The sequence below is a fragment of the Tautonia rosea genome (assembly GCF_012958305.1).
Lineage (GTDB): Bacteria > Planctomycetota > Planctomycetia > Isosphaerales > Isosphaeraceae > Tautonia > Tautonia rosea.
This window is the reverse complement of sequence record NZ_JABBYO010000001.1, coordinates 431,119-449,633: the sequence shown is the minus strand read 5'-3', so window position 1 is coordinate 449,633 and position 18,515 is coordinate 431,119. Positions and strand designations below refer to the sequence as shown.

The window sequence follows — 18,515 nt, the reverse complement described above, 5'->3', positions numbered from 1 at the left end:
CCGGAGGGCTGAATCCGTTCCTCTCAACCATTCCAAAGCGCAGGGGGGATCAACGGTGCGCCGTCCACCATTGCCGCACCTCCGAGCCAATCCGACGGCTCCAGGACCAGGCCCTTGCCGATCGAAGCGAATCCCGTCGAATCGAGCGTCGAGGGGAGGCTGAGCCCTCAATGGCACCCTTGACGGAGGCTTCTCCCGCAAGAAGCTGAGCACGGGCGTCGCGAAGCCGTTGGCGCTCGTCCGCCAGGTGACGAGTGAGCAGCTGGGTTTGGAGGCGGTACCAGTTTCGCTCGGCCTGAAGCTCATCCAGCAAGGGGTCGGGATCACAGAGGTATCCGAGCACCTCGAAGGTCTTGCGTTGGTGATCGGCAATCGAACGGGCCAGTTCGGCGGGGATCAGTTCGCGCCAGATGCCAGGGCGGCCGAGGCCGAAGTGGTACTGCCAGACTTTGAGATTGGAGCGTCGGGCGTCAATTGTGAAGTATCCAATGACCTCTTGAGGCGGTCGGACGATCCTCTGATCAATTCGGATGGCCAGGGCTTCGAGCCGCTGGACCGGATTGGCCACCAGCTCCTCATATCGAAGTCGAAGGACACCCGGCCGATCCCACCAGGCAGGGCTGAACGAGAGCACAGAACCCGGGTGTGCGATCCCGGCATACTGCCGAAACGCCTGACTCAACGGTGAGGCGTCCCGAAGGGTTTGAATGGTGCCTGACGCGTCGGTCCATTCGGGAGCGTTCGGCGTATGTTGTGCGTAGTTCAGTGCCGAGATCATGACATCGAGGGGATGCCGGGCCGGGGTGAGCACCCGAAAGCCATGACGCTCGATCAAGGCATCGAAGCTCGGGTCGGGATACTGGTGGATCTGGAGAATGCAACGCAAAGGCAGCCGATCCCAGTCAAGCTGTTCCGGACGATCGACGGCCAGCTCCTCCAACCCGTAGAGCGACGCAAAGAGCCCTCGCACCCAGGTATTCCCGGATCGAGGTGTCCCAATGACCGCTAGGCGAAGCGGTTGCCCAGCCAAGGCTGCCTCGGGAGTCACCACCAGTCGATCCGCTCCTTCGAGGGACCCTTGCTCGACCTCACTCATCGACACCGTGTTCACTCCTTCGCAATCACCAATCCCTCCTCCGAATGGGGACGTACCACGGATTGCCCCTCTCGACAAGGCGAGCCCGCGAGGAATTTGAAATCTGGACAGTCTGGAAAAGCTGGAGGACTTCTCGTCTCAGGGCTGCGCGCCAAGCAACGCTGCCAACCGTTCCAGACCACAAGGGTAAACATGCGTTTAAGGATGATCATCCTAAATTGGCTCGGCGATGGTGTTCCCTGAACCCCTGACTGTGGTCGGAATGGGCACACTCGGGTTACCGAATACGGAACGGGATGGATTCGCTCGACGAACTTCTCTGCTGGGGCAACTCTGGGGGTGATGTTCATCGACCGACTCTGCACGGTCTTCGGCACGGACGAAACATACCCGAACCGATTATATAAATAATTTATCATCATCATTTTATATGATTTTCACAAATCATGGCTCGATTTTCTGCGTGCAACCCGTTATCATGGAACCATAGAACATCGTTGGACGCGACATGGGTTCACGTCGCGTCAAGGACACGATTGTGCTCAACGCCGAGCCGCCACTTCTTTCAATCAAGACATCTATTTCTTTTCGATCACATCACATGACGAAACGACATCGCATTCAGTTTCCTCGCGAGAAGCAAGACCTCGCTCAAAATGAAGCGTTCTTTTACTTGATTACAGGCGAATCAAAACGAAAGATTCGCTTCCACGATTACGACGAAATCTATAAGATTCCCGGCCTCTATGAACAACTGTTCTACGAACGACTTAAATGCATCTCTCACAAAAAAGTGTGTGAGATCCTACGGTCGACCGTCGATCAGTCAAAGGATAACCTTTCCGAACTTCGGGTACTCGATCTTGGTGCCGGCAACGGCATCGTGGGAGAAACCCTCAAAACAATGGGCGTCTCGCGGGTTGTCGGGATAGACATCATCCCCGATGCCGCGGAAGCGACCGACCGAGATCGGCCAGGAGTCTACGACGAATATTACGTCGCCGACTTGACGGATCTTTCCGAGGATGATTCCGAAGAGATCCGATCGTGGGAACTTGACTGCTTGACGACCGTCGCCGCCCTTGGGTTTGGTGATATTCCTCCTCGAGCGTTTATCTCTGCGGTCAATTTGCTGCAGAACGAAGCGTGGGTCGCATTTAACATCAAGGAGTCATTTCTCGACGCGAATGATATGAGCGGTTTTTCTCAGATGATCAGGCAACTGATTTTTTCGAAGTATCTCGATCTCTACCATCTGGAACGCTATCGCCATCGACTCTCCATCACAGGCGAACCCCTCTACTATTTCGCGGTCGCGGGACGAAAGAATGCCGACATCCCTCTTGATTTCATGAAGGGCAATCGCTGACTGATCGCCCCTCAGCTCCCTTCGGAGTCGACCGAAACCCCGAAGCCGGGGTTTCGGTGACCAAGTGGACCTTGCTCCCTCTGTTTGCGAAAGCGGACGCTACTCGGTCTGAATCGTTGGCGAACCGAAGGATCAGTGGGCCTGTGCGATCACTGCTGCACTGAGGCGGCAACCCGGTCTCATTCTCGCAAGCATGCCCGTCTCATTGATCACACAATCGGAACCGAGGCTCGGAGATCGACGTCGATTTCCCTCCCCACCCGAGCAATCTCCCGGTCATTCGCACAATCGCACCCACATCGCTCCGAAAATGACTGGCGATTCTCGATTCTTGATTGACGACGAGCCGCCCGAATCGATAAAACGAGGATCTGCCGATCGTTTTGGGTTTCCAAAAGTCTCGGCTCATAAGTTCCAAATTCGCCTCCTTGTTCGCTCCCCAATCTGCTCAAGTCGTTCGGTGCAGAGCTCGTGGATCGTCCGGTTCCCAGTCGAGCCGGCGACGGGTTGCGTTCCGAAGCGATCGTGCCAGCGTCATGGTGTTCGCTCCGATTGGGGGGCAGAGTACCGGGAACGGCGAACAGGTCAGTTACTCGGCTTGATGATCGAAGCGATTGGCAGCCTTGCCCGACCGCTCTGGTGCTCCCTTCCGACGTTCCCAGGAGTCCTCAATCATGAACGACTCGATCCCGACCTCCGCGATCGAGGCGGATCTCGAGGCAGTCGAGCATATCCGGTCGGCCTTGAACATGGCGTTGAAGGGCAAGGCCGCTGTGGTTGAGCACGTGCTCGCCTGCCTGCTCGCGCGGGGACACCTGCTCATTGAGGACCTTCCCGGACTGGGCAAGACAACTCTGGCGAAGGCACTCGCCCGGGTGCTCGGAGGAAAGTTTGCCCGGGTCCAGTGCACTCCGGACCTCTTACCGGGAGACATTACCGGATTTCGGGTGTTTGATCAGAAAACGCGAGAGTTCGATTTTCTTCCTGGTCCGGTTTTCTCCGACGTTCTGCTGGCCGACGAAATCAACCGGGCCACTCCTCGCACGCAGAGCGCTCTGCTCGAAGCGATGGCCGAGCGTCAGGTAACGATCGACACGGTCCGGCACGAGTTGTCGAACACTTTTTTTGTGATCGCCACTCAGAACCCGGTGGAACAGCACGGCACTTATCCTTTGCCCGAAGCTCAGCTCGACCGCTTCGCCATGAAACTGCGGATCGGCTACCCCGGTCGGGCTGACGAGTTGCAAATGCTCGCCGCGTCGATCGGCTCGGCCGACGATCGGGGCGCCGAACGGATTGAACCGCTTGCCCAAGGCACCTTGAGGGCGCTGCAGGAGCGCGTCGCGTCGATCGCCGTCGGCCCGATGGTGGCCGAATACCTGGTGGATCTGGCCGCAGCGACCCGAGGCCACCGGCAGGTGACGCTCGGACTGAGTCCGCGGGGGCTCCTGACCTGGCAAAGACTGGCTCAGGCTCACGCCATGCTCGATGGGCGAGACTTCGCAACGCCCGATGACGTGCAGGCGGTCGCCCGGCCGGTGCTCGATGTTCGGCTTGGCATTGAGCCAGAGGCTGCCTCCCGGGTCGTTTCGGAGATTCTCGAATCGGTTGTCGTTCCCGTGTCTCCTCAAGCACGGCGGGCATGATCGCCCCGACGATTGGCCCCGAGCCCGGAGAACCCTCCATGCCCTTCGCCTTCCTACGCTTTGCCCCGCTGGTCGCCCTTGCCCTGCTCCTCGGCGTTCCGGGATGCGGGGATCGCTACAATGATCACGACCATGACCACGATCACGAGCATGATCACGAAGGTCATGCCGCCCACATCGACCCCCCGCACTGGCCAAGCGACTTCCCCGATGCCGTCGATCGCCTGGTGGTCGGACAGGAAGCGGCAAGGGTCGACCTCGCTGCCGGTCGCGACAAGGAGGTCCGATCCGAGCGAGTCCCCGTCCTGCGCGACCTGGCGAAATGGCTGCCCGAAGTTGCCGGCGATAGCGACATGCCAGAGGAGCCCTGGAACCGGGTCAATGCTCTGTCGTCCCGATTGCTCACGATTTACGAGTCGCTCCTGAACGATCTCCAGGCGGGGCGGTCCGTGGGTGTCGATCGCCTCGACGAGGCCGAGGCCGTTCTGGTTGAGCTTCGTCGCGAGCGGGATGGGGCGGAACCGAACTGGTTCCCTCCGCTCAAGGTCGGCGGAGGGGAGGAGGTCTCGGGCGAGGAGTCCCCCGGTGAACCGACGAGTGACGCCTTGACGGGAGACGAGTCCGAGGCCGCGACCGAGCCCCTCCCCGCGGCGTCCTGACCGGGAATAAACGCTTCAATCGACTCTGTTGAAGGCGGGGTACCGGAGAGTTTGAGACAATGGATGCGATCTTCTGGGGCGGGATTCAGCGATTGATCGAGGCACTGACCGAGGCCTCGCCAACGATCCTGGTGGGCCTGGTCATCGCGGCGATCTTCCACCGCTTGACGGGAAGGGAGGGGACGCGGCGGCTCTTCGGCGAAGGAACGCGATGGGCGCTTCCGCGAGCCTGGGCCATCGGCATGCTGCTACCAGTCTGTTCGCTCGGAGCTATCCCGATCGTCCGGCAGATGCGTCGGGACGGAATCTCGGGAGGAACGATCCTGGCATTCGCCCTGACAGCGCCGCTGTTCAACCCGCTTTCGGTGCTCTACGGCCTCTCGCTGTCAGAGCCGGTCGTCATCCTCTCCTTCGCCATGGCCTCGCTGCTGGTGGTGACGGTGGTGGGACTGGCCTTTGACCGGCTCTTTCCGGGGGTCGCCGAGACCGATGACTCGCCTCCGGCGGTTTCCTACGGGTTGAAGCGGATGGCTGCCATGTTCGTCTCGATGGCCCGCGAGGCCGCCGGCCCGACAACGGGGTATATCCTGATCGGGCTGCTCGGGGTGGTCCTGCTCAACGTCCTGCTTCCAGCGGGAAGCCTGATGAGCCGAATGGAGCAGGACAACCCTTACGCCGCGCTGGAGATGACAGCCGTCGCGATCCCTGCCTACGCAACCCCGATGATCGCGATGGGCCAGCTCGGATCAATGTTCCAGCACGGGAACTCGGTGTCGGCGGCCTTCGTCTTGCTGACCCTCGGCGCAGGGGCGAACCTGGGGCTGCTGGCCTGGATCCTTCGCTCGTATGGCTTGAAGCGGGCGGGCATCTGGTTCGTCGGCCTGCTAGCGATGGTCGTCGGTCTGGCCTACGCGATGGACGACCCTTTGACTCCGAAAGGGATCGAGCCGGCCGGCCACACCCACGCGTTTGACATTTATTGCTGCCCCTATCACCCCGGGAGCGCCGACCTCCAGATGGTCTCTCGAAAGCTCTCGGAAGAGGTGATGCCACATGAGGTGAAAGCCCTCGGGGTGTTCGTCGGCCTGGGCCTGGCTGGGCTCGCGCTGGGGAGGCTCGACCGAAGATGGCGAATCGAGACGTGGCTGGAACGCCCGGCCGATCCGTCGGCCGATCGGCCGCGATCGAAATACGACCTGATCGTTCCCGCCCCGGTTCTGGGAGGAGTCGCCTTGATCGGCCTGATCGCCTTTAGCGTGCTCGCTTGCTACTCCTACTATCCACCGGCCGACCAGATCTTCGACGATCTGGGAATCATCAAGGCTGAGGTCCTCACCGCCGCGCTCAGCGGAGACGCCGACCACGCCGAGTACTTCATCCCGCTTTACCAGGACTGGACACGGCGACTTCAGGTCAGCGTCTACCTTCGAGAGGGTTCCCTCAGCCCCTATCGTCGCATCAAGGCGCAGGTGCTCATCGACAAGGTTGAACGGCTCAAGCACGCGTTGGAGGAAGGGGACCGAGACGAGATTCGCTACTATTTTGCCGCCGTGACCGCTGCCCATCAACGGATGAGGGACGCCTATCGGGATTGATGCGATCACGAACCGCCTGGTTCGAGGGGTTTCCCGATCACTCGGGCCTGAAACCCTGCCAGGTCAATGGGCGGGAGGGCGGATTTCGAGGCCGTAACGTGGCGCGGCTTCCTGGAGGCGGTGGATGTATTCGTCCGAGGGAGGGGTCGGCTTGTCATCGTCTTGCGCGGGCCGGCCGATCTCTAAAAAGAACTGTTCGAGGCCGGCCGGCGTGGTCATGATCAGCATCCGAGCAGGCGTCTCCCCGACGTTGCGAAACCAGTGAAGACTTCCCCTGGCCAAACGAACCCAGGCGCCGGGAGCCGGCCGATAGGTCTGGCCGTCCGCGTGAAATTCGAGCTGCCCTTCGATCAGATAAAAGGCCTCATCCTCGCGATGATGAATGTGAGGAGGGGGGCCGGATTGGGGAGGGACCCAGGCTTCAATAAGCGAAAACGCGCCGCCCGTATCGTCTCCCGAAGCCTTGATGGTGTACCGATCGCCCACGAGCCAGACGGACTGGCCTTCTCCCGACTCGGTCACACCGGTTCGCATGGAATCGATCCCTGGAAAGGAGGAAGGGCGAAGGTCCGTTCCGCCCAGACGGTGATCGCGGCTCTGACCTCGCGCCCGGTTGCGATCTGATCCGCTTCACGATCATCAAATTCGCATCGTGGATCAATGGGAATCATGAAACAGTGGGGTCAGACTCGTCAAGGGTCGTCCTTGATTGGTCCCACTCGCTTCGAGGACAGGGGCACCGGGAGGTTGCGGCGCGGGCGGGCCTCGGAGACACTCGGTCGACGAACGACACCGAGCCGGCCTCGGCCGAACGTGCCGACTCCGAATCAGGCAAAGGACTCGATCGGTCGAACTGGCCCCGGGGAGTCGTCGATCCGAAGGCTCAACCAAGGACCTGACACCATGATTCCACTGACGATCGGTCTGGCCGGCCTGCTGGCTCTCGCCTCGGCGACCCTCAGCGATGAGCACTCCGAGGGGGTCTCCCAGGCCATCATCGACGGCACCGGGCCGGGCTGGCGAGCACTGGGCGAAGACGACTTCGTCAACGTCAACACCGATGACGACACCTGGTCGTTTGAAGGGGACATCATCCGCTGCACCGGGCAGCCGGTGGGCGTGACTCGCTCGAAGGAACCACTGACGAACTTCGAGCTGGTCGTCCAATGGCGACATATGAAGCCGGCGGGGAACTCGGGGGTCTTCGTCTGGGCCCCTGCCCAGGCCCTGGAGGGGATCGCCCGGGGAACCTTGCCCCGAGGAGGAATCGAGGTCCAAGTGCTCGATCCTGCCTTCGCCACCCAATATGAGCAGCGCACCGGCCGAAAAGGGGACTGGTTCACGACTCACGGCGACGTCTTCCCGGTTGGCACCTCGACGATGACGCCGTACCCGCCGACTTCTCCCGACGGCTCGCGCGGGTTCCCTCGCGAGGAGCGAACCCTCACCACCGGGGAGTGGAACCACTACTACATCCGGGCCATCAACGGAGAGGTCCGACTCTGGGTCAATGGCCAGGAAGTCTCAGGAGGCAAAGAATGCCAACCAGCGACCGGCTACCTTTGCCTCGAATCGGAAGGATCTCCCATCGAGTTCCAGGGGCTCCGCATCCGAGAGTTGCCGTGATCCGGGTCACTCGCACCTGATCCAAGGTCGACTGACCGGCTCAATGGGCTTGCTCTGGCCAGATAAGACGACCCAAAGAGACAAGTCCTACCTCCCGAGCAACCCTTCCGGTGATCGCGATTCGAATGGAGCCCGATGCTCCGTTCGAATTGGTTCGGCCACCGGAAGGTCGTTTCGTTTCGATTCAGACGATCCGAAGCCCCCCTGATGGAGATTCCCCGGAAGTGCCGACTCAACCGTGAGGAATCGTGGTCGGATGTTTTGATTCGACAACGAGCTGTCAAGGAAAATCGGCCGCAGTCTACCGAGGAATTCCCCTTCGTGATAAATTAGCGTTTCGTGATGGTGTTCAGCGTCAGGTTTGGAGCTCGATTCCTGGATGACACGTGATCGAATCTGACTCGTGGCGTGCTTGCGTCTTGATCCATCATTGCGGTTCCCCCCCTTTTGAATGAACCGAGAGAAAGAGAGAGGATCGGTCGATGTTGACCTTTTCGTTGTTGATCGGCGTCGCAGTGCTGGCGCTGGTCTTCACCGTTCTGACTGCGTTGGCCGTGTTGCAGCACAGCCCCGGCAACGACCAGATGCAGGAGATTTCGGGCTATATCCGCGACGGCGCCAAAGCATTCCTTCATCGGGAATACAAGATTCTGGTCCTGTTCGTCCTGGTCATCGCGATCCTGCTCGGAGTCTTCATTTCCTGGGGGACAGCCCTGTCCTTCGTCGCGGGTGCAGTGATCAGCGGCGTGGCGGGTAACATCGGCATGCAGATCGCCACCCGAGCCGCCGTGCGAACCACGGAGGCCGCCAAGACCAGCCTCAACGAAGCGCTCCACGTGGCCTTCCAGAGTGGCAGCGTGATGGGATTGAGCGTCGTCGGCCTGGGATTGCTGGGCATTCTCGGGTTGTACCTTGGCTTCGGTGTCGGTGCGAATGTTGAGCGCTTGGATTGGCTACTCGGCTTCAGCTTTGGTGCCTCGGCGGTGGCTCTGTTCGCCAGGGTCGGCGGCGGCATCTTCACGAAGGCAGCCGACGTGGGGGCCGACCTCGTCGGCAAGGTCGAGGCCGGAATTCCCGAGGACGACCCGCGCAACCCGGCGGTGATCGCCGATAATGTCGGCGACAACGTCGGCGACGTGGCCGGCATGGGGGCCGACCTCTTCGAGAGCTATGTCGGCAGCATTATCTCGGCCATGATCCTCGGCGCGATCGCCTATGGTGCCGAGGGGGTTCTGTTCCCGCTGGCAATCGCCGCAGTCGGGATCGTGGCAAGCATCATCGGCACCTTCTTCGTCAAGACGAGAGACGAAGAGCACGTCAACGCAGCCTTGCACCGAGGCACCATCATTGCCTCGGTCATCGTCGCGATTGGCACCTTCCTGCTGGCTAAGTACGAACTGGGCAACCTCGCCCTGTTCTGGTCGAGCCTCGCCGGCCTGGCGGCGGGTGTGATCATCGGCCTGTTGACCGAATACTACACGAGCTACCAGTTCGGCCCAACCAAGGCGATTAGCAACGCCTCGCTGACTGGCACGGCCACGAACATCATCGAAGGGCTCGCCGTCGGCATGCGAAGCACGGCCTGGCCCATCCTTGTCCTGTCGGTGGCCATCGGCGTTGCCTACTGGATGGGGGGGCTCTACGGCATCTCGATCGCAGCCGTCGGGATGCTCTCGACGCTCGGCATCTCGCTGGCCGTCGATGCCTACGGCCCGGTGGCCGACAACGCGGGGGGCATCGCTCAGATGGCCGCGCTCGACGAAAAGGTCCGCCACACGACCGACGCCCTCGACTCGGCCGGCAATACCACGGCAGCCATCGGCAAGGGGTTTGCGATCGGCTCGGCCGCCTTGACCGCGTTGGCCCTGTTTAGCGCCTTCACGACCCAGTCAGGGCTGACCGGCATCAACCTTTCGGAACCGAGGGTGGTCATCGGTGTCCTGATCGGAGCCATGCTTCCCTTCCTGTTCAGCAGCATGGCGATGACGGCGGTCGGCCGAGCCGCCTTCGCGATGGTCGAGGAAGTGCGCCGCCAGTTCCACGAGATCCCCGGCCTGATGGAAGGGACCGGCGTTGCCGACCATGCCCGTTGCGTCGATATCGCCACACAAGGTGCACTCCGGGAAATGATCCTTCCTGGCTTGCTCGCCGTCTTCGCCCCCGTGGCGATGGGCCTGATCCTCGGGGTCGAGGCGCTCGGCGGGATGCTCGCCGGGACCCTCGCCAGCGGGGTGATGCTCGCCCTGATGATGTCAAACTCCGGCGGGGCCTGGGACAACGCCAAGAAGTTCATCGAAACTGGGAAGCACGGCGGCAAAGGGAGCAACGCTCACAAGGCTTCGGTCGTCGGCGACACGGTCGGCGACCCGTTCAAGGACACGGCCGGGCCGAGCCTGAACATCCTGATCAAGCTCATGAGCATCGTGGCCCTGGTCTTCGTGCCTGTCTTTGTCGACTTCGGCAGCCTGATCGGTGACATCCTGGTCGAACCGACTCCTGTGTCGGTCGAATCCTCTGTCCCGATGGCGGATTCGGCCGAGGGATCGCTGTCGATTCCAGCGCCCGAAGAACTCGACGCCCTCGATTGAACCTCTCTGACACTCCTCAAGACGTTGACGGATGCACCAGGCCATCCGTCAACGCCAATCCAGCCGAGGTGATCACTCGCCAAGCCACCGCGATCGGCGGGCGATCTGCTCGTCGGTCGCTTCGGGGTCCGTCTCGATCCGGAATCGGTCAGGCGGCGATGTGGCCAGCGTCACCTCCAGCCGCATCAATTGTTCCCGACGGGCAATGAGGACCGAGACGGTTTCGCCCGGAGGGTATTGACCGACTCGTCGCGCGAACCCATCGGGCGGAACGCGCAGATCGCCGATCGCGAGGATTTCATCGCCGACGTTGAACCCGGCCTCGAATCCGGGCGTCTCCCGCTTGACGACGGAGACGACGAGGCGGCCTCCTTCGGTTTTGGTCTCCAGTCCAATCCAGCCCTTTTCGGGGTCGGAGGTTGAGCCTTCCTCGGGTGCCTTGGGCTCCTCGATCGGTACGAAGCGGAGTCCGAACCAGTCCAGCGCTGGTTCGTAGTCGAGTTCCTCGGTCGATCGCAAGGCCCGAGCGAACCAGGGATCGAGATCGAACCCGGCGACCTCGGTCACGACCGCAAGGAATTGCTCGGACGAGAAACCGACATCCCCCGCATAACGTTCGAAGGCCAAGCGCATCACGTCGTCGAGGCTTTTGGCGTCGTTGGTCGCGCGACGGATCTCGGCGTCGAGCAGGAAGGCGACAACGGCCCCCTTTGTGTAGTAGCTAATGGAGGTGTTTGCTGAGTTCTCGTCGCGACGATAGAGCTTGATCCAAGCATCGAAGGAGGATTCTTCGAGCGGGTGGACGAGCCGGCCGGGGTTCTCGTGCAGGCGCTGGATGTCGTTCTTCGGGCGGTCGTCTCCCGATCCGGGGCGGGGCGGATCACCGGCCAAAAGCTCTTTGACCGAGCAAAGCCCGGCCCGCTTCACAAACAGGCGATCATAATAGCTTGTGATTCCCTCGGCTACCCAGAGGTTCCGGGAGTGGACCTCATTCTCGTAATCAAACGGTCCCAGCTCGACCGGCCGAAGGCGTTTCACGTTCCATGTGTGGAAGTATTCATGACTCACAAGATAGAGCCAGTTCAAATACGCCGAGCGGCTCCGAGTGGCCCATCGACTGCTCATTAACACCGTCGAATTCCGGTGTTCCAGTCCACCACCTGAACCGGTCAGAAGGTTGAAGAAGACGTAGCGATCGTAAGGCAAGGAACCCCAGAATTCTCGCTGGGTGCGGACGATTGTTTCCACATCACGCGCGGATCGGGGGCCGTCCCAGATTCCCGCCTCACCCTCGTTCACAAGCAGGTGAGGAATGCCATCGACCTCGAACTCGTAGACGTCAGGATTGCCGGCGTAGATCGGCGAATCGACCAGGATGTCGTAGTTCTCAGCCACGTAGTGATGAGTGGCACCTCCGGGAGCGTCGGGCAATCCGGTGATCGACCGGGACCAAGCGGGATGCAATTCGAGGGTCACTTCGTGCGGTCTTGGAGGGGAATCAGCCGGGGTCAGAAAGGTCGGGGCGCCGTTGATCAACGCGAAGGAGGCGTCGATCCAGTTCGTCTGAACCCCCATCTCTCGACCATACACGCGGTAAGACACGATCACCCGATCGCGTCCGTCCGTCTCCATGCTCCAGCGGTTCTTTCGTACCTTTTGAACGGCAAGCGGTTTTCCCTCGGGAGATCGAGCCGAGACGGCCTCGACGTGCCGTGAGAACTCTCGGATCAGGTACGACCCGGGAGTCCAGCTGGCCATGAACAGCTCAAGGTTCGGGCGGCCGTCGGTTGGGACCTCGGCCTCGACCTCCACATAGTGCGTCCGGGCCTCGGGGAAACGCAGGGTGTAGCGGACGGGGGTCGGTGAATCGTCGGCAATCGTGGGTGTTGGCATAATCAAGATCGCAAGACAGGCAACCTGAAGGGTTCTCACGGGCTCGGGTTCCTCCGAGGCAATTAAGCGTGGTCCGAGTTCGTTGTGGCTGGGAGCGGGAGAGGTTCCCGACCCATGATGGCCGGGCCGGTGTTCTGGAGCAATCCGCGTTAGCCGCCAATCTCGGCGACCTTCGCAGCGACCAGGCGGTCGATCTCGACGACGGCAGCGTCGGTAGCCTCCTGCACGGCACGTTCGGAACCGCGGCCTCGGGCGGCGATCTGTTTGCGGGCGTCCTGCCGGATCATCCGGACGGCAATCTTGGCCTGATCTCCGAGGTTCCGTACGTGCCGGCTGACCTCACGCTTCTGCTCACCGCTGATCGGTGGGACGGTCACGCGGATGGTCGTTTTGTCCATCGCGTAGGCCGAAATCCTGGCCTCGGTCAGCGCCCTGACTACCGCGGGGACGACAGAAGGATCGAACGGGCGAATGAGCAATTGATCTCCCCGACCCGACACCGACGCCAGCCGGTCAATCGACAACGTGTTCCCCCCGACCGAAACGCGAACACTTCCCACCATTCCCGAGTCGACCGTGCCGGACCGGATGCTCACCAGTTGCTCGGCCAAATGGCGGACAGTCCGGGTCATTCTCGGCTTCCAGTCGTTCATGAGCATTCGAAAGGGTTGGGCGAAACGTTACACTGCTCGGAAGACATCCGATGCTTCGGCTCAATGGTACCCGGCTTCTCGCCCTCCAGCAGCGGGGAAGGCGAACCCGGATCGCCTCAGAATCGTCCTGGAATCAAGCACGCAGCTTGGACTCGATCGAACGAAGAGGAACGACGTCATGTCCATCGTCACCCAGATGCGAACGCAGTTGAAAGACTCGATGAAGGCTCGCGACGCTGTCCGTACCAACTTTCTCCGCTACTGGATTGCCCAGCTTACCACCGGAAGCGGTGAGGAAGTGGCCGACGATCAGGCGATCAAGAAAATGCGAGCCATGCTCAAGGAAGCCCGGATCGGCCAGACGAGCTTCAGCTCTGAAGAAGTTACGTTGCTTGAGGAGTGGGTGCCTGCAACCCTCGACCGTTCCCAGATCGCCCAGGAACTCGCTCCGGTAACTGATCAGATCAAGGCAGCCCCGAAGGACGGTCAGGCGATGGGGATCGCCATGAAATCCCTCGCCGGAAAACCTGTCGAGGCTGACGATGTGAAAGCCGTCATCGCCGAGCTGCGCGGGTGATCGTAGACGCATCAAGTTACCTGGCGGTGTTCACGAGGGTTTCGAACCCCTCTCGGAGTTCGTCCGGATCGGGCCGGGACACCTGGCGGACCACCTCGCCATCGCGGAGAAAGACAAACGTCGGCCAGAGCTTGACCCGGAACGACCGGCCGAGCGGGCGGCCAGGGCCGTCCTCGATGGGAATGTGTTGGATTTCGGGGTGCTCGTCGAGCAGAGCATCCCGCCTCGGTGCAACCGCCTGGCAATGGCCGCACCACGAGGCGCCGAATTCGAGGAGCACCAGCCCCACCATCTGGTCCACCTCGGCTCGGGTCGGTTCACGGTCGATGGGTGCGTTCATGCGGGGAACTCTCCAGGCCTCACGATTCGAGGAAAGTCCGATCGAGGAACCGATCCGGATCGTTCAGGAAGGGAGATCGTCTGCGTCTGCGTCTCGCTCCGGTTCAGGAGGTTCAAGGGCGGCGATCGCTTCGGAAACGGTTCGATAGAGGTCCCAATGGGCATCCATCCCCATGGTTTCGAGGACCTCCATTGTCGATCGGCCGACCCGAGCGAAGACGACCTCGCCCGATCGTTTGCGGATCTGACGGGTGAGGGTCATGAGCAATCCCAGCGCGGACGGGCCGAGCGGCCCGACCCCGCTCAGCTCGAAGATAAACCGTCGGTGCCCGGCGTCGAGCAGGGCATCGAGATCTCGGGAGGCATCGTGGAGACTTGCATCGTGGATCACTCCTGCCAGGTTTCCGACGATGGTCACACCGTGGTCGATCCGGTAGTCGATCGGCATGGGCGTTCCTCCCTGGAGTTGCAACATGCTCGACCCATTGAACTCCAAGAGTCCCAAACGCACAATCAATGCCGAAACCAGATGCCTGCGATGCGGGTGAGCCGAGGAGGGTCTCGCGAGTCACTCAGGACGGTTTCTCAATGCGATGGGAGTCTCGATGCGACTGGGAGCGCGATCGGATGGATGATGTGGGGAACTCGCGAGACGTGAAGCCCGAAACGGCTCCCGGCCCGAAGATGATCACGGCCGACAAGACCGGATGGCCCACACATGCTGTTCACGCCCTGATTCGTTGGAAACTCCGCCACCACTTTCACGGCATCCATGCCCAGGGGCTCGGCCCATTGCGCGAGGCGATCGACGAGGACCCGTCAGGTGTGTTGTTTCTGGGCAATCATTCGAGCTGGTGGGACTTTTTCATGGCCCACTGGATCAATGTCACGGTCCCGGTCGATGGCTACGGGATGACTGAGCACTCGAACATGCTCAAGTATGGCTTCTTTAAACGGATTGGTGCGTACTCGGTCGATCGGAACGATCCGGCCTCCGTTCGGGAGTCGCTCGATTACACGGCCGAATTGCTCCGACGTCCGAGGGCGGGAGTCTGGCTCTTTCCTCAAGGGACGATCGCCTGCAACGACGTTCGCCCGCTAGAGTTTCAAGGGGGTTTACGGCTCTTGCTTCGTCGCGCGGGGCGCTTGCGAATCGTGCCGGTCGCCTTACGATTCGAATACTGGCAGGACGAACGGCCCGAGGCCTTCGCCCGGTTCGGCACCCCCAGCTGGGTCGATCGTTCCGAGCGATCGAGCGTGATCGATCGCTGGCAGGCGCGCCTGACTGATGAACTGGACGCCCTGACGGCTGATGTCCTCACCCAGGACTCGCATCGGTTCGAGCCGATTCTCTCGGGCCAGGGGTCGATCAACGACCGTTATGCCCGGTTTCGAGCTCGGTTCGGCGGCCCTCCGGCCGACTACTCGACCGCCCGGACGCCTCAAGGGGGATCATAGCCCCCGGGATGCCAGGGATGACACCGGAGCAGCCGTCCCGTCCCTTTCCAGAGCCCTCGGAAAAATCCGTATTTGCGCAAGGCTCCGACCATGTATCGGCTGCAACTCGGCTCGAATCGACAGGCATTACCGATCAAGGGCGAAAGCAGCAATTGATAAACCCGGATCAGCAAGCAAAGTCCCTCCACGGCGATTCGACCGGGCCATTGCCAGGGTTTCAGGCTCATGGCGACGTCTCGGGGGAGGGGCGGCGATCACTGGGTCGGGATCGGGCGTGGTCCCTCGCGAGCCGACCGGCGACCGCCGAGGCCAGGTGAGGCAAGGATCGGTTTGCCTGATCGAACGTCAGTGCAGGACCTCGGGGAACAATCACCAGATCGATTCCAGGAGGGAGTACCTCCTTGTTCAATCGGAAGGCTTCCCGGATCAATCGCTTGACCCGGTTGCGATCGGTCGCCTTGCGGACCCGTTTCCGGGCGACGGAGATGCCGAGCCTCGGGTAATCGAGGCCATTCTCAGCACCATAGACGATGAGGACCTCGTCCGAAGCCGATCGACGGCGATCAAAGGCTCGGCGGAAATCGGCCGGGCTGGAGATGCGTTCGTGAGGGCGAAACGTGGCCGCAGTCATGAGGGGGTCTCGGTCCGATCGCCGTCGCGATCGCGGTCGATGGTGCCGGGTGGTTCAGGATTCGGCCAGGAGATCGTCCGAGGTGGCCCAAGCCGTTGGCGGATGACTCGGCCCCTCCGGACCAGATGCCAGAGGACCAACGCCGTCAGTGAGACAATCGCCAGCAGCACGACCGCGAGAAACTCGGCGTAAGCCTGACCGATTCGACGCCGGGCGTCTGGATTCTCAGCGATCACCTTTCGGAGGGGTCGAGCTGCCGGTCGGTTCGCGAGGGGATCGGGCATCCGGCGTCAGTCCTGGTCCGTGCTCTCGTCGACTTGCTCATCTCCGATCGCCTCGTCGAGCTGTTCGGCGAGGTGGTGAAGCTGGCGGCACACCTGTTCCAGACGAGCCTGCATCTGAAGGATTGCCTCAATGCCGGCAAGGTTGATCCCCGCGTCTCGGTGCAGGCTGACCACGGTCCAAAGGCGTCGGACTTCTGCCGGAGCGTAGCCTTCGACCTCTCCGGAGCGACTGACCCGGACCAGTCCTCTGCGCTCGTAGGCCATCAGGTGCTTGGTCGAGATCGCCAGGTGGTGGGCAACGTGATCACGAGGGAGAATCGTCGGGTTCATCGGCGGTGATTCCGGCGAGTACAGCCTGAAGCTGATCGAGGGGCCCGATCACCACAGTCCCTGGCGCGGGTCCGACGGATTCCGAGCGGCGAACTGCTCGATCAGGCGTCGGCTTTCCTCGTCGATGGACTTGGGCACGACAACCTTGAGCACCGCGAACAGATCTCCGGATGGCTGATCCCCCCGACCAGGAACCCCTTGACCCTTCAGCCGGAGTTTCTGGCCGCTGGAGCTTCCGGGGGGAATGGTCATGGTTTTGACCCCCGAAAGGGTCAGGCAATCGACCCGAGCGCCGAGGATCGCCTCGCTGACCGAGATGGGCAAGTCCACCAACAGATCCTTCCCTTCTCGACGGAACGAGCGGTGAGGATCGACCTGGACCGTAATGACCAGCGAACCCGGCGGTCCACCCCCGATTCCAGGATTCCCTTTGCCGCGAAGCCGGATCTTGGCGCCGTCTTCGATGCCAGGTGGAATTTTCACGCTCAAGGTTTCTGTCGTCCCGTCGGGCCGGGCAATCACGATCGGCTGTTCGCCACCGGTTACGGCCGTAAGGAACGGGATCCGCAAGGAGGATTCAACGTCCCTGCCCCCACGTTGTCCCCCTCGGCCCGCACGGCGACCGCCGCGGACCCGACCGAGAATTTCCTCGAAGATCCCACCACCGACGTCATAATCCTCCGCCCCCCCCGGCGAAGTCCGGCCACCCGGAGCGGAGCCGAAGAACTGGGAGAAGTCGATATTTTCAAAGCCCGGTCCCTGTCGAGCGGACCACTCGGCCCCACCCGTTCGGGGTCCGGCCGCGGCAGCCCCTTCAAACGCGGCCTTGCCGTAGAGGTCGTAGAGCTTCCGTTTCTCCGGATCGCTCAGGACGTCGTAGGCCTCTTGAAGCTCTTTGAAGCGCTTCTCGGCGGCCGGTTTATCGTCAGGATTGAGGTCCGGGTGATGCTTGCGGGCCAGGGAGCGGTACGCTCGCTTGAGATCCTCGGCAGAGGCTCCCCGGTCCAGGCCCAGCACCTCATAAAAGTCGCGTTCGGGCATCGCGATGGCGACCCTTTCCGGCCAGATCGGGGGATATAGGAGAATGATCTCGCTCGTGGAGACCATCCCCATCATAAAGGGACTCGACTCCGCGTTTCAAGCGAGGTCACGCTTCCGAAGGCACCCGAGTCTCGCCCCTCGATTGACGTTCGTCTAGAATGTTTTACCGAATTCGACCCCTTTTCGAGGATGAGATTCACGGGACTCGTGGCTCGCATGATCGCTCGCCAGTTGGTGGTACTCTCTGAACGCCGAAGCGTCTGGGGCGCTCAGCTCCGCCCTCGGCTCCAGGATCGCCCGGTGATCTGGCGAGAGACTCGAGGGACGAACGATCTGCTCAGTGCGGTCGAGGGCTGGCCCTGCCCGATCGTCCTCCTCGACCTCGGCACTCAACCTCGGGAAGGCCTGGAGCGGCTGGTCCAGCTCTCCGTACTCGCACCTTCAGCGCTGGTGCTGGGACTCGATCGCCATCAGCATCCGGGCCTCCACGACCTTGCCCGGACGCTGGGAGCCACGCAGGTCTGGTCGGGCTTTGCGCCTCCCCCAGACGTTGCCAAGTTGATTGATCGCTGGCTGATCCTGGCCCGACACCGCACTGCGCTGGCGGGCCGGGCGGCTCTCCCCAAACCTGACCCCGACCCGAGTGATCCGATGGCCCTGCTTGAGGTTTGAATCAAGACGCGCTCGGGGACTCCACCAGCTGCTTCTCCCCCACACCTTGGTGTCGTTC

The 18,515-nt window shown here is 61.7% G+C and carries 20 protein-coding genes; 9 read left to right on the top strand and 11 right to left on the bottom strand.

The window, feature by feature from the left end; translation table 11 throughout:
• Positions 1-49: 49 nt before the first annotated feature.
• The gene (locus HG800_RS01800) at positions 50-1,102 is read right to left on the bottom strand and encodes a hypothetical protein (RefSeq protein ID WP_169973049.1); all 1,053 of its coding nucleotides are present in this window, start codon (positions 1,100-1,102) and stop codon (positions 50-52) included.
• Between the two features lie 502 nt (positions 1,103-1,604).
• Here HG800_RS01800 and HG800_RS01795 point away from each other — a divergent pair.
• From HG800_RS01795 to HG800_RS01780, 4 genes are all read left to right on the top strand, one after another.
• Positions 1,605-2,465 (top strand): class I SAM-dependent DNA methyltransferase, encoded by an 861-nt coding sequence (locus HG800_RS01795; protein WP_206352083.1) that lies wholly within the window; start codon positions 1,605-1,607, stop codon positions 2,463-2,465.
• A gap of 674 nt (positions 2,466-3,139) precedes the next feature.
• Positions 3,140-4,111: an AAA family ATPase gene (locus HG800_RS01790; protein WP_169973047.1), complete on the top strand. Its 972-nt coding sequence runs from the start codon at positions 3,140-3,142 to the stop codon at positions 4,109-4,111.
• A 38-nt stretch (positions 4,112-4,149) separates the two neighbouring features.
• Positions 4,150-4,770, top strand: a complete 621-nt coding sequence (locus HG800_RS01785) for a hypothetical protein (RefSeq protein WP_169973045.1) — start codon at positions 4,150-4,152, stop codon at positions 4,768-4,770.
• Between the two features lie 59 nt (positions 4,771-4,829).
• Entirely contained in the window at positions 4,830-6,365 is a 1,536-nt protein-coding gene (locus tag HG800_RS01780; RefSeq protein ID WP_169973043.1) for a permease, read from the top strand.
• 63 nt (positions 6,366-6,428) lie between these two features.
• Here the strand turns inward: HG800_RS01780 and HG800_RS01775 are convergent, their stop codons facing one another.
• Entirely contained in the window at positions 6,429-6,899 is a 471-nt protein-coding gene (locus HG800_RS01775; protein ID WP_169973041.1) for a quercetin 2,3-dioxygenase, read from the bottom strand.
• A 369-nt stretch (positions 6,900-7,268) separates the two neighbouring features.
• Between HG800_RS01775 and HG800_RS01770 the strand changes: the two genes are divergently transcribed.
• Entirely contained in the window at positions 7,269-7,991 is a 723-nt protein-coding gene (locus tag HG800_RS01770; RefSeq protein ID WP_169973039.1) for a 3-keto-disaccharide hydrolase, read from the top strand.
• A gap of 482 nt (positions 7,992-8,473) precedes the next feature.
• Entirely contained in the window at positions 8,474-10,579 is a 2,106-nt protein-coding gene (locus tag HG800_RS01765) for a sodium-translocating pyrophosphatase (RefSeq protein ID WP_169973037.1), read from the top strand.
• Positions 10,580-10,651: 72 nt separating this feature from the next.
• Here HG800_RS01765 and HG800_RS01760 read toward each other — a convergent pair whose 3' ends face one another.
• Positions 10,652-12,511: a M61 family metallopeptidase gene (locus tag HG800_RS01760; RefSeq protein WP_169973035.1), complete on the bottom strand. Its 1,860-nt coding sequence runs from the start codon at positions 12,509-12,511 to the stop codon at positions 10,652-10,654.
• A gap of 110 nt (positions 12,512-12,621) precedes the next feature.
• A complete protein-coding gene (locus HG800_RS01755) occupies positions 12,622-13,104 on the bottom strand; it encodes a ribosome-recycling factor (RefSeq protein WP_235963182.1) in 483 nt (160 codons plus the stop codon).
• A 199-nt stretch (positions 13,105-13,303) separates the two neighbouring features.
• On the opposite strand from HG800_RS01755, the gene HG800_RS01750 reads away from it, so the two are divergent.
• A complete protein-coding gene (locus HG800_RS01750; protein ID WP_169973031.1) occupies positions 13,304-13,702 on the top strand; it encodes a GatB/YqeY domain-containing protein in 399 nt (132 codons plus the stop codon).
• Between the two features lie 16 nt (positions 13,703-13,718).
• On the opposite strand, the gene HG800_RS01745 is transcribed toward HG800_RS01750, so the two are convergent.
• Both HG800_RS01745 and HG800_RS01740 read right to left on the bottom strand, forming a co-directional pair.
• Entirely contained in the window at positions 13,719-14,042 is a 324-nt protein-coding gene (locus HG800_RS01745; protein ID WP_169973029.1) for a thioredoxin family protein, read from the bottom strand.
• Positions 14,043-14,105: 63 nt separating this feature from the next.
• The gene (locus HG800_RS01740; protein WP_169973027.1) at positions 14,106-14,489 is read right to left on the bottom strand and encodes an STAS domain-containing protein; all 384 of its coding nucleotides are present in this window, start codon (positions 14,487-14,489) and stop codon (positions 14,106-14,108) included.
• 140 nt (positions 14,490-14,629) lie between these two features.
• On the opposite strand from HG800_RS01740, the gene HG800_RS01735 reads away from it, so the two are divergent.
• Positions 14,630-15,499 carry a lysophospholipid acyltransferase family protein gene (locus HG800_RS01735; RefSeq protein ID WP_169973025.1) on the top strand — a complete coding sequence of 290 codons (870 nt, stop codon included), beginning with the start codon at positions 14,630-14,632 and terminating at the stop codon, positions 15,497-15,499.
• Here the strand turns inward: HG800_RS01735 and yidD are convergent.
• Genes yidD through HG800_RS01710 form a run of 5 tightly spaced genes read right to left on the bottom strand, consistent with a single transcriptional unit; the run spans position 15,484 to position 17,785 of the window.
• Positions 15,484-15,726 (bottom strand): membrane protein insertion efficiency factor YidD, encoded by a 243-nt coding sequence (yidD, locus tag HG800_RS01730; RefSeq protein WP_169973023.1) that lies wholly within the window; start codon positions 15,724-15,726, stop codon positions 15,484-15,486. The two genes, HG800_RS01735 and yidD, sit on opposite strands and share 16 nt — an antisense overlap.
• Positions 15,723-16,130 carry a ribonuclease P protein component gene (gene rnpA / locus HG800_RS01725; RefSeq protein ID WP_169973021.1) on the bottom strand — a complete coding sequence of 136 codons (408 nt, stop codon included), beginning with the start codon at positions 16,128-16,130 and terminating at the stop codon, positions 15,723-15,725. The genes yidD and rnpA overlap by 4 nt, the downstream gene beginning before the upstream one ends.
• Positions 16,127-16,414, bottom strand: coding sequence for a hypothetical protein (locus HG800_RS01720; RefSeq protein ID WP_169973019.1), 288 nt, complete (start codon positions 16,412-16,414; stop codon positions 16,127-16,129). Before HG800_RS01720 ends, rnpA begins: the two co-directional genes overlap by 4 nt.
• Positions 16,415-16,420: 6 nt before the next feature.
• Positions 16,421-16,744, bottom strand: coding sequence for a chaperone modulator CbpM (locus tag HG800_RS01715; protein ID WP_169973017.1), 324 nt, complete (start codon positions 16,742-16,744; stop codon positions 16,421-16,423).
• A 48-nt stretch (positions 16,745-16,792) separates the two neighbouring features.
• Positions 16,793-17,785: a DnaJ C-terminal domain-containing protein gene (locus HG800_RS01710; protein WP_169973015.1), complete on the bottom strand. Its 993-nt coding sequence runs from the start codon at positions 17,783-17,785 to the stop codon at positions 16,793-16,795.
• A 216-nt stretch (positions 17,786-18,001) separates the two neighbouring features.
• Between HG800_RS01710 and HG800_RS01705 the strand changes: the two genes are divergently transcribed.
• Positions 18,002-18,457 carry a hypothetical protein gene (locus tag HG800_RS01705; RefSeq protein WP_169973013.1) on the top strand — a complete coding sequence of 152 codons (456 nt, stop codon included), beginning with the start codon at positions 18,002-18,004 and terminating at the stop codon, positions 18,455-18,457.
• Positions 18,458-18,515: the final 58 nt, after the last annotated feature.